The following is a 13,306-nucleotide window of genomic DNA, read 5'->3' on the forward strand; positions in this document are numbered from 1 at the left end:
GCTGATACAAAAAGCACTGCTTTGCCCATAATTTTATCAGCACTATACACCTGATTCCACACCAAAAAATGCCCTTCCAATATTTTAGATTGCTTTTGCGATGCCAAATATTTTGGACATTTATCCATATACTGCCTTGATTTCTTAACAAAGATTTTTCTTGTTCTATTTTGAAACCCAGGAGTACATATTTTCTCATTGCGTATCTTGCAACTTCTTTGCAGAACTCACTTTAACTTTTTTATACTATACCTAGAGTTCAGGGGAATTTCATAAAGACCTATGAAGCTTTGTGAATCTAAAAACTAAAGCCCAGTACCCATATCTTTTTTCAAATAGCTTATATAAAAAAGCCACATACAACATTTTTTAAAGATACTTGCACCCAATATGTTGGCATAATATTTATACTTAAAACATCCTCCAACATTTTCTAACATCTACATGAAAATAGCACTCATAGTCGCAATGGCCAGCAATGGCGTGATAGGCCACAAAGGTCAAATGCCTTGGCACTTGTCGGCTGATTTAAAGCATTTTAAAAAAATAACCCTAGGGTCACCAATAATAATGGGGCGAAAAACCTTCGAGTCTATAGGCAAGCCTTTGCCAGGTCGTAGCAACATTATTATCAGCAGAAACCCTGACTACCAGCAAATCGGGTGCTTAGTTTTTAACACTATTGAAACCGCTCTAAAAAATTGTTGTCACAATAACCAAGAAGTTTTTATTATCGGCGGCTCAGCTTTGTACGAAGCTACATTAGCTTATGCAAATACGCTTTATGTCACAGAAATCAACAAAAACTTTGATGGGGACACGGTGTTCCCCAACTGGAATAAAGCTGACTGGCTTGAAACCCATCGTGAAGATGTTAATGACGATTCGCAATCATCTTTTAGCTACAGCTTTATAACTTACAAAAGGATTACCGTGCCTACCTTAAGGTAAACAATGAGTGCAATAATGCCATGGCGATGACAAAAAAACTACCGAACCGATGCCAAGATTTTGAAACTGCCTTAATAGACAGCGAACAGCGCTTTCGGCAAATGGCAGATATAGCCGGTGAGTGGCTATGGGAGCAAGATCCTCAAGGCTATTACACCTACAGCAGTATCGCCGTTAAAAAAATTCTTGGCTTTACACCGGAAGAAGTCATCGGTAAGCACTACACGACCTTTTTAACACCCCAAGACAAGGCCAACCAAAAAGACTATACCACTGAAAAAACTGCATTTTATAATCTTATCAACAACTATCGCCACCAAGATGGTCGCCCAGTATTAACGGAATCAACTGGCCTTCCTATTTTCGCCCCTACGGGCCAGCTTTTAAAATGGCGTGGTATTGACCGCGATATTACCAGTAAAAAACAATTTGAAGACGCGTTATTAGACAGCGAAAAACGCTTGCGCTTAGTGATTGAAAGCGCCTTGAGTGCTATTGTCATGATGGATTCTTACGGCATTATCACTGACTGGAATCGCCAAGCTGAAAATATGTTTGGCTGGTCTAATAAAGAAGCTATCGGTCAGCGGCTTGATTCTCTGATTATCCCATCCCGTTTTCATAGTGCTCATCGACAAGGCTTGCAACAGTTTTTGCAGACCGGCCACGGGGAAATCTTAAATCGACGCATTGAGCATATTGCCAAACGTCGTGATGGCTCAGAATTTCCGGTGGAATTAAGCATTGCCCCCTTAAAATTGGGCAATACCTATATTTTTAGCGGTTTCGTCAATGATATTACCGCAAGAAAAGCCGCAGAACAGCATACCCGTGAGGTACAAATTAGCTTGGCAATTGCACAGAGCGAAATCAATATGGCCCGACATATTCAGTCCTCGTTGCTGCCCTCAGCGCCTATTATTACCAAAGATTTTCAAATCGCCGGTTATTGTTTACCGGCCAATCTGGTCGGTGGCGATTATTTTGATTATTTTTTCCGTACTGACACCCAGTTAGACATGGTGATTGCCGATGTGTCCGGCCATTCATTTGCGCCTGCGTTGTTTATGGTTGCGGCCCGTAGCGCTATCCGAACCTATGCGAATAGCACCCAATCACCTGCACACATCATTGACACCCTGAATCGATTCATGTTTAAAGACCTGGATAATAGCGATTTTTTTATCACTTTGTTTTATTTGCAATATGATATCGTCCGTCATGAATTACGCTTTGCTAATGCAGGACATCCGCCCCCGCTATTGTTGAGTGCCGGTCAATCTCAATGCCAGCGTTTAGATGCCGATGGTTTAATACTGGGCGTGCGTGAACAGGTAACATTTGAAGAAAAAACCGTGTTAATGGCCAAAAACGACGTGTTATTGATTTACACTGATGGCTTAACGGAAGCAGAAAATGCTGAAGGAGAGTTTTTTGGGCTGGAACGCGTCAGTGATATTTTTAGTCAGCATTGTGGGCAAACGCCACAAGCCATTATTGATGCCTTGTTAAGCGAATTAAAGCAATTTTGTCAACGCGACGCGCTTAAGGATGATATTACCCTCATGGTTTTCAAGCGTAACTGACGTTACAGTAATTTAGCTAATGCTTTATTCAATACCAGGTAATGAACTAAAGTAATGGGCGGATTATTATGCAGCTCTTGATGTATTCGCCAATATTCCTTGATTTTTTGTTTAGCTATGGCGGTTTCAAAGTAATCGGCACAGCTTGTTGTTGACGTTAACAAGATCGTCTTAACAAGAACACCCACAATACGGGTTATATCCTGATTTATCTCAGCGACAATTTTACGCTCCCAATCTCCCTGTATAGGAATCAGTGCGAGTTGCGCAGCAATGCTATCAACATCCAGATAATGGCTGGTTTCGTGAAACAACTCTAACACCGCTGTCATATCATGATTGGTCTGTGTCGCGACCATTACAATCAGGGGAAATACCGACATACACCCCAACAAGGCCGTTTTTTCTGCAATAGCGTCTGGAACACCGTCTTGCAGATAAGCTGTTTTATGTTGTTGATATTGGCCATTAAATTGTTTTACATAATCGCTATACTCAGCCAGATAGCGTTTGTATCCCATAATAGTTAACGCGCTGACCTGGCTTTTTTTATCTTGCCCCAGTGTCCACTCGCACAAATTAAACAATGTTTTTTCTAACTGGAGCAATAGCCCATATTGTTTAGCAGTGGCCAGTTGATTATCCAGTGCATAAATAGCTTGCCTGAGGACAGCGCCATCCAGAACCCTATCAAAATTCAGGTAGCTATTGATGTAATCCAGCACGATTAAGCCTTCATGCTCTTCTAGAACATTTAAAAACCCACTGCCCGCCTGATTAATTATTTTATTACTCAGCACCGTCGCTTTAATTTCTTGAGCCAAAGGGTGCTGGGCTAAATAAGTTTTATAGCGCGTGTTAATTTGTTCGGGAAAGTACTGTTCTAAATAAATGTTGCCCACATCATCTGGTAATTGCGCAGACTCTATCTTTATGGTGTGCGTTAAATACATTTTACTCGCCGCCATCAGTACCGCTAACTCTGGACGCGTTAAAGCCTGTTGGGGACGGCTCAGAATGTCTTTGTCAGAGGCAAAAGACTCCACAACCTTATCGAGAAAGTCATTAGCTTCCAGCTTTTCTGCCACTTGCAAAAATAAGCCAGGGTTTTCGCTGTTACGCATTTCTTCCAATGATAAACACAAACTTTGCGCGATATTATTGGCTAACACCTGCCGACAGACTTCATCGGTCAGCTCATCAAACAAACTTTGTGGGTCGCTGATCAGGTTTTTATTGTGCAAACCGGTCAGCAGAATCTTTAAATTGACCTCATGATCGGAAGTATCGACACCCGCAGAATTATCGACAGCATCGGTATTAATGCGGCCACCGTTTAAATGATATTCAATCCGCGCTTTTTGGGTAAAACCCAGGTTAGCACCTTCACCGACAACACGTGCTTTAAGATCAAGGGCATTGATGCGCACGTTGTCATTACTGTGGTCACCCACGTCTTCGTGTTTTTCACTGCTGGCTTTAACGTAAGTACCAATACCGCCTAACCACAATAATTCTACGGGAGCTGTTAATAAATAGCGGATTAATGATTCACCATCCAAAACACTGTAGCGTATACCCAACCATTTTTTGAGTTCGGGCGAAATAGGAATGTCTTTTGCTGAGCGGGCATAAACCCCGCCGCCTGACGAAATCAAGGCAGTGTTGTATTCCATCCAGGTAGAGTTTGGTAATTCAAACAAGCGTTTGCGTTCTTGAAATGCCGTATTATTGTCCACAGGATTGGGATCAATAAATATATGCTGACCACTAAAAGCCGCCAATAAGCGAATATGCGGTGACAGCAACATACCATTGCCAAAGACATCGCCATCCATACTGCCAATACCGATGACGGTAAAGGCTTCGGCCTGAATATCTTTATCCAGCTCTCGAAAGTGACGCTTCACACATTCCCATGCCCCACGTGCGGTAATGCCTAACGCTTTATGATCGTAACCTTGCGAACCACCGCTGGCAAACGCATCCCCTAACCAAAACTGATATTGCGCAGCAACGGCATTAGCGGTGTCTGAAAACTGTGCAGTGCCTTTATCGGCGGCGACCACTAAATAAGGGTCAGGATCGTCATAGCAGACAAGTTGTGGTATCTGAACTATCTGGTTATTTTGGTAGTTATCGGTTAAATCCAGCAAGCCGCGTATCAAGGTGATGTAAGCTTTTTTGCCGGCGACCTTAAAATCCACTTTGGAGCCGTTATGTTTAACAACAAAACCGCCTTTGGCGCCGGTTGGGATAATCAGCGCATTTTTACTGACCTGGGTTTGCATCAGCCCCAGTATTTCAACCCTAAAATCATCATGACGATCAGACCAACGAATACCGCCACGAGAAATTTTACCGGCACGCAAATGAATGCCTTCCATATGTATGGCGTGGACATAAATTTCGTTTTGTGGTTTAGGCGAAGGCATATCTATAATGCCCAAACTATTTATTTTAAATGACAAAAAATAATCAGGCCAGTCGCGCTGCAAATGAAAGTTACTGCGCATGGTCGCATCAATTAAATTAAAAAAGGTGCGTAAAACTCGATCGTCATTAAGATCAGTAACCGCCTTCATACTTTCCAGCAACTGTAGGCGCAGAGGAAACAAGGTTTGCTCTTCTCTTATCCCCGTATCGCTCCATTCAGGATTAGGTCGAAACCGTGCTTCGAAATAGACAAATAAACACAAAGCAATTTCAGGATTATGGATGAGCGCATGATTAATACTGGCTCGTGTGGTTAAATGATAAATCTGTAAATAATAATTCCGGTACGCGCGTAAAACATCAATGGCCCGCCAGGAAAGTCCCGATAATATGAGTAACTTATTGAGTGCATCATTTTCAATATAGCTATTCATCACCCCCGAAATAGCGTCTATCAGGCGATGCTTTAAACGGCAAAAAGCTAGCTTTTGACCATTGGCCGCCTTAACCGTAAAACTTTTAATAAACTGAGTCACGCCGTCAGTGGTAATGCGAAACTGCACCTGATCCATAACCCGCAATGACATATTTTCCAGTGCCAGAATATATTCATCCAGATAATGTTCATACTGACTGTAAAAATGCAGACGGTAGTGTTCAGCATCTTGACCAGGATTGAGCAGGCTCACTTGATGGATATCGTTATTATTGAGCTTTTCAAGATGTAACACATCTTTAAGTGCGTAACGAGGTGAAACTAAATGTTTGTATTCAGAGCTTAAAACGGGAAGATATTTTTGGTATAGCTGTTTAGCCGCTGTGTCGCCTAGCGCTCTGAGCGTCAGATGCTGGAAAGCAGCATCCCAGGGAAGCAGTGAATCAGCTACCGTTTCGCTGTTCACAAGACGGCCTCAGATATTTAACTATTTCCAGGACATTACCGTCATCGGTTTGGGTATAAGTGACCTTATCCATCAGTGAGCGAATAAAGAACAAACCCATGCCGTTTTCTTTCGGGTTATCTAAATCCGGTGACAAGACTGTTTTAAGATCAAAGCCCGGGCCGTGGTCATAAACTTTAATATTTAAGGCGTCATTTTGGATATGAATAGCGATTTTAACAGTATCCTGGGGATTGCTATGGTGGCCATGTTTAATGGCATTGGTGGTGGCTTCGGTCAGCACCAGATTTAAATGATAGGCCAAGGTATCTTTATCGGCGGCAAAAGTATCGATTTTTTGCACAATTTGCTCACCCAAATGACCAATCAGCTCCAAATATTTGGTCTGTGTTGGGATAATGACGTCTACCTGAATAATTTCAGCGCCCATGCTCGACCTCTAGGTATCATTGTTCAATGCTTCATCCACAGTCGCATAAATTTCAAAAACGCGATTTAAGCGGGTCAATTCAAACATGGATAAGACCTGCTTTTGCACATTCACTAACGCCAATTTACCCGATTTGGTAATGGCATTTTTATGTCCCGATAGCAACGCACCCAAGCCAGAACTGTCTATAAAGCGCACATCTTCAAGCTGAACAATAATGTGTATCTGACCTTGCTCTATCTGATGCAAAAGATAAGTTTTTAGTTCACCGGAGTTATGGGCGTCAATGCGATCTTCATGCACAAATAATACACAATAGCCATTTACTTTTTTTTGATCCAGATTCATGTGTTTTCAGGTTTTATTAAGGCGTTCGCACACGGTATATTAATTTACAATAACGCTGGCGTTATTTGTTAGTCAGCATAACAGCGCAGCGTTTAGCGTCAAGCATTATCGTTAGCTTTTACCAGCATAGATCTTTTGTAATGCCATCTGTTGCCTTGTCAATATTTCGTTCGCCGGTGTGTTTCAATGTTAAATCACCACAGTCATCATTGGCCTGGGCGCTGGAATTAATACGTGTTGCCTGCAAAGTATAACTATTAGGCGTTACTGCGCTAATAGTTAAATCGTAGTATTTTGTTCCCCCATCTACTGGGCTTGCCTTTGCAAAAATTAAAGGCGCTCCTGTGTCATTTATTCCTGTTTCAACTGTTCCTATGGTGCAAGTATTCTCTCCACCAGGAACACTTGCATCAGCTGCATCACAGTAACTGCCCATTTCGGTATAGTGTTTCTCCATAGCATTAGCCAACGACACCAATGCACCCTTGGCATCAGCGCGCCTAGATTTCATGACGCTTTTTTGGTAATTAGGCACGGCAATACTGGCCAATACACCCACAATAGCGACGGCAATCATTAGCTCTATCAGTGTAAAACCTTGTTGCTTTTGTTTCATATTTTACTTTTCCTAAATGCACTATAGGTCATTGCACATCCAAATACATAGCCAGTAGCAGACTATTTCAGCTGCCGCCATGACCTGCGAATACCGGCTCCTGCTGCTGTGCCGCCTCCGCCAAGATCTAAAACAGTACCCATATTTCCCGTCGAGCCACTGACATATTTAAAATCAACCTGTGCAGCCTGCGCCTCAATAATTGCCGGGGTTTTAATAATCCCTACGCCGACATCAATACCCGCCGCAAAATGTTCAACGCCAGCAACGGTTATTTTATCACTGCCATCAACTTTGCCATCGCCGTTAACATCAAAAGCCGCCGCACTAAATTCCCCACCCGTTAGTGCATCAACTTCCATCAATCGTGATTTTCCGCCGGAACTGCAAGCATCGGCATTAGGAATCACTGTTGAAAACACTACTAACCCCCTGCGCACAAGTGGAAAACTAACCGCCCTCTCGCCTTCGGCAATATTACCGGGCTTAAGTAAATTTAACGACCAGCCCATTTTTAATGTGCTGGTTGCCGTACAACCCGAACTGGTAGCCGCATAACATACCGGTTTTTTAGACACCACACGCACCGGTTTGTTACTAGCAACTCCCTTAACAGTCGTAGCAGATCCTTCATAATCGATAGTTTGCGCTTGTAACATATTTCGATCGGTTATGGCTGAGCCCTTATCCCATAAACCATAGAAAGTCTGTACTTGTGGACTGCCACTGACAACATTATCGCCAATTTCAACGTACTTACCCGTGCCAAAGTACAGCATAATCCCCATGCCGTTTTGGCTGGCTCCCACTTTTCCCACGTTGAGCTTGCTGGTAATGGGTTGACGATTGGCCGCATTACAAACAGTACCCGATGTGGTGCAAGCAATAAAAAAGGGTTTGTTATCTACAATCGTCCAGCTACTTATGTTCCCGGAAACATCAAACTTCCATAAGTTACCGTATAAATCTCCGGCATAAACAGTATCCACGCTATGATCGTTGTTGGTATCAAGCGCAATAGGCGAAGACAGCCCATTTTTATTTGTCGCAGTTCCAGCACCCGTGTCTAGTTTTTTCAATATCGCGCCAGTTAGTGCGTCAAGAACAAACAATACCGCATGGCCGTTATCACTGTTATAGCCATTGCCGACAACCACAACCCAGTGGCCATCTTGCATTCTGACTACAGAAGGTTGCGCCAGGGTATAACCCAAATCAGCATCGTCCGTATTAGTAAACTCCCACCATACATTGCTGCTGCCAAACGTATCCGGATTGGTAACATCCAGCGCAAATACCGCACGTCCACCTGCACCCGTACTACCCACCAACAGTGTATGCCATTGTGTGCCATCATAAACATCACCCACGCTGGTGGCGCCATCAACGTAATACTGATGCGTATAAAGAGGTGACACTAGCTTGCTCAATTCAGGAAATAAGGCATTGGGTATATAAGCCAGCATTTCGTTGCCGCCGGCTTTATTAGCATCAAAACCATGTAACATCCCGTCATTAGCGCCTACATATATCATAGGTCTACGATTACTATACGTACTGCTTACCCTAAAATCCTTGTAGCGACTTCCCTCTACACCCGATAAATCCGCGTAGCCATAATCTTCATTTTTTACATAAACCGGATCAGAATTAACAATATCACCTAAGATGCCAGTTCTGTTCCTAAATGCGCCGCCAGGCTTTTTTTGCTCACCGGTATCATCGCCCCGCAACCAGTCAACCCGTAAACTGCCTTTATTGCTTTCATTGAGATAGTTTTTTTGATCTGTCGTCAAGCTATCCCACTTAAACACGACCCCGCGTGCCCCGCCCACTGCTAAAGGGTTAAAAGTGTAGAGCTTACGATTACCAGGAGACGGAAACTTTGTCGAAGCTTCCCAGGCAGGTGTTATACCGCCGGTATTGATATCGACATTAAAAGCCTGCAATTCACCGCGCCAGTCTTCGGTGTTAAATTTGGCTTGGTAGACCTGCGTACCCGTATCCAGGCGCGTGGTATTAACCGCTACCGCGGAGGCTGACGAACTCTGCGCATTAATTTTAATGAATGCCTGGTTTAAGGCATCTATCAATTTTTTAGGATTAGTGGCAAGTACATAGTTATCAGGTTCATTATTGCCATCTGCATCCCATTCAGACGGAGCAGTCACTTTCCCTGTGGCATCAACTACCTTATTATCGGGTATGTCGTTATGGTTAAAATCGTTAAAGCCACCATATTTTCCGGCCAGCCACAGCATATTCATCTTGCCGACCAATGGCGCTGCATTGTATTCCTGGGTATCTACCATAAAGGTATTCACCGTCTGTTCCCCGTCAAAACCAGTGCCCGTCCTAAGATCTTGCGTGTTGGCATAATAAGCCAGACCCGCAATATAATAAGCATTATCCTTACCGGTATAGGGGCAAGTGCCGAACACTTCGCCAAGACCTGGAATATTTTTGTTGCTGGCAAGCATATCGCAGTTAGCTGATGTACAGCCAATACACTGGCTGGTATTGGTTAAGCCTTCAAGATCCCCCACTTTATTGGTCAAGGATTTTACGTTTATCGCGCTATCTGCATTACTGGGCTGGCCATAATCTTGAGAAATATTGCGCGCATTAAAAGTGGCTGCGGTAAAAAAACTGCCCGGGAGCTTTTTATCCATCCAGGGATTAGCATCGTTAATGCCGACAATAAAGTTTTTCTGGCAGCTGGCTAACATAGGATCTTGCCAACGATCTGCCTTCAGGATAGGAAAACCGCCGTTTTCGCCCTTTAAATATTCAGGCGTAGGGCCAAGATTTTTAAAATAACGAATAGATTCATAAAACAATTCACTTGCCGGATCGTTAGCTTTATAAGAAACATCACTGAATTTATTAATGTAAGGAATTACCCCCGATTTGGTGACGCCACTTGAAGTGGCATCACCTGGGTTAGAATTTAACTCAAGCGTGCCATCGGCCTTAATTTCCTTATTGGGGTTATCGACAACTCCGCCAGAGCCATTGGGTTTTAAAGCACCCACATACTTAATGTTTGAGCGCAGTACGCCACCATCGATGCCATTACCATCGGTATTGGTATAACTGGTAATGCCGAAACGGATATGATCGGCATTTTTTTGCACCAAACCTTCAGGTTTGTAATACGCGCCAGCACCGTAAGCGACACAATTGCTTTCCAGGCTTTTGTTTTTATCACAGACCTTGATGTCAACATTCATGACGCCCTTTTCGTTTCCGCTCCGGGCAGCACTAAATTTGACACCAAAATCAGTGTTATAAATAAAAATTTTGCTATCGCTCCAGGGCGTAACGGTAGAGGGCGCAACATTTTTGGCGGCGGTAATTAATTTATAGGGAAACCAATCATCGTTATTTTGCTTGCGCATTCGCCTAACAACCGTGGTGTTATCCGCGCTATCGACAATCCGGTTACCTCCAGTCATCGTCCAGGTGAACATATCCATTGCCGTCATGGTTGCCCAGTTCATAAAGTTGCCGCTATATTGAGCGGTGCATTCATGCACGTTATTTATAGTGTTGCCGTCTGGCTCAAACCGCTTACCAGTGCTATTGTAGAGATAACATTTGTCAGGATCAAAATAGCCAAGATAAGTATTTTCTTTTGAATAACATATACCTACCGCACCATCCTCATTTATTCTGCCAGCACAGCCATTACCGTCCGGCTGATCGTTGTATGCTGCACCGCCCATCGGCGATTCTATTGACATGTTAAATAAAACATTGGGATCAATCGATACCGTCAAAAAAAGCGGTGATTGAGACAGGCCTGCATAACTGCTATTAACTGAAAATATGCTCATCAGACTTAAGAAGCTAAACAACAAAACTTTTGAGATCGGCAAGCAATTAGACTTAACAGTGTTCATTACAAATCTCCAAGGGGAATATTATTCGGGATGTTGTCGTGCCAATAAGATTTTTTTCGCAGATTTTTAAAGCTCAAAAGTTGACTGCAAGATAACGACCGTATCGGTTGAGCTTCCCACCGCACGCGCGGTAATTCGGTAGATTTTTTTTTGGTTGCCCGAAGGACAAGGCGATAAAGCCGTGGTACAAACCATGCCGATATCTTCAATAACATAGCGCGGATCAGCACTGAGGCTGCTTAAATCAATGGTTGCCGTATCACCATCCGTGTTGTATTTTATTGATTTTGTGCTCCAATCAATGTTTTCCCAAATAGGCGGCATTAACACAGAGCTTGAAAGCACGTTAGGCTTAACACAGCCTGTGCCATTTGCAGGATAAAGTCCGTTAATACAATTAAACGCAGGTAACGGCACGGTGACTCTTAAGTAGTGCTCACCTGCCGACAAGCCAGACTCAGCGGCATGAAAAGCCAAATTATGATCACGTACATTACCGGCCATTTTTTCTTCCATAGAAGAAGTTTGCATGCCGCTAATACCTATTAATGTCAATATTAACAAAATGATTAACCCAACAACCAGCACCACGCCGGATTGATGTTTAGGGCTTTTATAGCTTCGCATTAAGACAAGCGATTACGTAAGGCGATCGTCGAGGTAAATATTTTTCTTAGCCGCCGATCATCTTTATCAGGTTGTACTAAATGGCCGTTATAGGTGTAGCTGATCGGTTTATCCGTTAAATTATTGTCTATACTGACCACCAATAAACTAATGCGTACACTCATTACCTTAGGCCAATCAGAATCTTTAACTTTATCCGCAGTAACATAATAATTGGGTGTTCCATCCGCGCTAGCATCGGTATTTACACCGTATAAAATCTGCATTTGTTCAATGCCCTCAACCATCTCCTCAGCTTTTGCACCCTTTTTAGTATATAACGCCGGTTGATTATTTGGATTTTCGCCAACGTAATAACTAATTGTACTAAGTGAGTAAACTTGAGCCCTTATATAGGTTCTACCCAGATTATCTAGCGCATTTTTCGGTGTACACGCGCCATCTTTGGCATGCGTAAGTACCGTTCCAGCTATGCCACTCACCTGAAAAATGGCGGCCATAGAGCAATCTGTGACCAAGGCAATAGCACAGTTATTGCCACCTGTGGGGGTGTTTTTTAAAAATCCAGCGGCTTTCAAATTTGTTGTTGTAGCAGAACTATCTAAGGTAAGCCCATCTGTAGAGCTGGTTTGAGCCGTTACAGTAAAACTTTGGTCATCCACTCGGCGAATACTAATAATGTCAGAGCCACCCAGAGGAGAAGTGATTGAAGGGTCTTTGGCCGGTGTCCATGCTGTTGCAGAAGTGGATTCAAAGCCTTCAATGGCTTTGTCAAAACGATATAAAAAATCCGTTGACGCACTTAACGTGCTGGCAGGTGCAGTTTGGCTACTACAGCCCATAAAACCCGCCATACGGATATCTCTGATCAAAAAATCCATGGCAAAGCGGCCATCTTCTTGTAATCGCGATAAGGCCTCTTGAGTGCGATAAGTTTGTTTGCTGTGCAGAAAAACTTGCAATATGCCCCCCAACAAAAACACGCCTAACAACATGGCCACCATAATTTCAATCAGGGTAAATCCGCGCTGGTAAAAAGCGTGCTTCACAAGCGAAAGCTCATCGAGAAGCTAGGATCGTTGTCATCAACAGCATCATCGCGGTTATCATCCCAGTTAATATCGACTTTATAGGTGCTAACACCCGCCACCGTAGCGCCAGTTATTGTGCCCGTGCCACTGGGTAAAATAGACTGGATGGCCGTATTCCACTCATAAAGATCGTGCTCTGCCATCTCTGCTGGTGTACAACCCTCTATGGCTAAACAGCTGTCATGTACATTGGCGCTATCTGCAACGGTATAAGTAGCTGCGCTTGCAACATTAACACGCATTCTATCGGCGATATCGTAAGCCAGTTGGGTTGCCTGACTACGGTAATAAGCGCTCTGGTTATTTCTAAGGCTGCTCGCCTGTAATGCCGCCAGTCCTAACAAACCCACCGCCAAAATCATCATGGCAATTAAAACTTCAATTAAGGTAAAACCGGTATTGTTGTTCATTAGG

10 protein-coding genes are annotated in these 13,306 nt (G+C 43.4%); 2 read left to right on the forward strand and 8 right to left on the reverse strand.

Going from position 1 to position 13,306, the window contains the following annotated elements; translation table 11 throughout:
- Positions 1-444: 444 nt before the first annotated feature.
- Positions 445-951, forward strand: a complete 507-nt coding sequence (locus ACHZC4_RS01940) for a dihydrofolate reductase (protein ID WP_394752080.1) — start codon at positions 445-447, stop codon at positions 949-951.
- A 20-nt stretch (positions 952-971) separates the two neighbouring features.
- Positions 972-2,537, forward strand: coding sequence for a SpoIIE family protein phosphatase (locus tag ACHZC4_RS01945; protein WP_394752081.1), 1,566 nt, complete (start codon positions 972-974; stop codon positions 2,535-2,537).
- 2 nt (positions 2,538-2,539) lie between these two features.
- Here ACHZC4_RS01945 and ACHZC4_RS01950 read toward each other — a convergent pair whose 3' ends face one another.
- The 8 genes from ACHZC4_RS01950 to pilV form a co-directional block, all read right to left on the reverse strand.
- On the reverse strand, positions 2,540-5,875 hold the full coding sequence (locus tag ACHZC4_RS01950) for an NAD-glutamate dehydrogenase domain-containing protein (protein WP_394752082.1): 3,336 nt from the start codon (positions 5,873-5,875) through the stop codon (positions 2,540-2,542).
- Positions 5,853-6,305 carry an ATP-binding protein gene (locus tag ACHZC4_RS01955; protein WP_394752083.1) on the reverse strand — a complete coding sequence of 151 codons (453 nt, stop codon included), beginning with the start codon at positions 6,303-6,305 and terminating at the stop codon, positions 5,853-5,855. Before ACHZC4_RS01955 ends, ACHZC4_RS01950 begins: the two co-directional genes overlap by 23 nt.
- Before the next feature lie 9 nt (positions 6,306-6,314).
- Complete coding sequence (locus tag ACHZC4_RS01960) at positions 6,315-6,653, reverse strand: STAS domain-containing protein (RefSeq protein ID WP_394752084.1); 339 nt, start codon at positions 6,651-6,653, stop codon at positions 6,315-6,317.
- Positions 6,654-6,771: 118 nt separating this feature from the next.
- Entirely contained in the window at positions 6,772-7,269 is a 498-nt protein-coding gene (locus ACHZC4_RS01965) for a type IV pilin protein (RefSeq protein ID WP_394752085.1), read from the reverse strand.
- A 62-nt stretch (positions 7,270-7,331) separates the two neighbouring features.
- A complete protein-coding gene (locus tag ACHZC4_RS01970) occupies positions 7,332-11,174 on the reverse strand; it encodes a pilus assembly protein (protein ID WP_394752086.1) in 3,843 nt (1,280 codons plus the stop codon).
- Positions 11,175-11,240: 66 nt separating this feature from the next.
- Positions 11,241-11,801, reverse strand: coding sequence for a PilX N-terminal domain-containing pilus assembly protein (locus ACHZC4_RS01975; RefSeq protein WP_394752087.1), 561 nt, complete (start codon positions 11,799-11,801; stop codon positions 11,241-11,243).
- Entirely contained in the window at positions 11,801-12,850 is a 1,050-nt protein-coding gene (locus ACHZC4_RS01980; RefSeq protein WP_394752088.1) for a PilW family protein, read from the reverse strand. Before ACHZC4_RS01980 ends, ACHZC4_RS01975 begins: the two co-directional genes overlap by 1 nt.
- Complete coding sequence (gene pilV / locus ACHZC4_RS01985; protein ID WP_394752089.1) at positions 12,847-13,302, reverse strand: type IV pilus modification protein PilV; 456 nt, start codon at positions 13,300-13,302, stop codon at positions 12,847-12,849. Before pilV ends, ACHZC4_RS01980 begins: the two co-directional genes overlap by 4 nt.
- Positions 13,303-13,306 lie beyond the last annotated feature (4 nt).

The sequence above is a fragment of the Crenothrix sp. genome, assembly GCF_043729335.1.
Classification (GTDB): Bacteria; Pseudomonadota; Gammaproteobacteria; order Methylococcales; family Methylomonadaceae; genus Crenothrix.

Bases quoted from the DNA above. Each gene is read 5' to 3' on its own strand.
- ACHZC4_RS01955 (WP_394752083.1), bottom strand. From the start codon at position 6,305: ATGGGCGCTGAAATTATTCAGGTAGACGTCATTATCCCAACACAGACC.
- ACHZC4_RS01965 (WP_394752085.1), bottom strand. From the start codon at position 7,269: ATGAAACAAAAGCAACAAGGTTTTACACTGATAGAGCTAATGATTGCC.
- ACHZC4_RS01960 (WP_394752084.1), bottom strand. From the start codon at position 6,653: ATGAATCTGGATCAAAAAAAAGTAAATGGCTATTGTGTATTATTTGTG.
- ACHZC4_RS01970 (WP_394752086.1), bottom strand. From the start codon at position 11,174: ATGAACACTGTTAAGTCTAATTGCTTGCCGATCTCAAAAGTTTTGTTG.
- ACHZC4_RS01940 (WP_394752080.1), top strand. From the start codon at position 445: ATGAAAATAGCACTCATAGTCGCAATGGCCAGCAATGGCGTGATAGGC.
- pilV (WP_394752089.1), bottom strand. From the start codon at position 13,302: ATGAACAACAATACCGGTTTTACCTTAATTGAAGTTTTAATTGCCATG.
- ACHZC4_RS01945 (WP_394752081.1), top strand. From the start codon at position 972: ATGGCGATGACAAAAAAACTACCGAACCGATGCCAAGATTTTGAAACT.
- ACHZC4_RS01975 (WP_394752087.1), bottom strand. From the start codon at position 11,801: ATGCGAAGCTATAAAAGCCCTAAACATCAATCCGGCGTGGTGCTGGTT.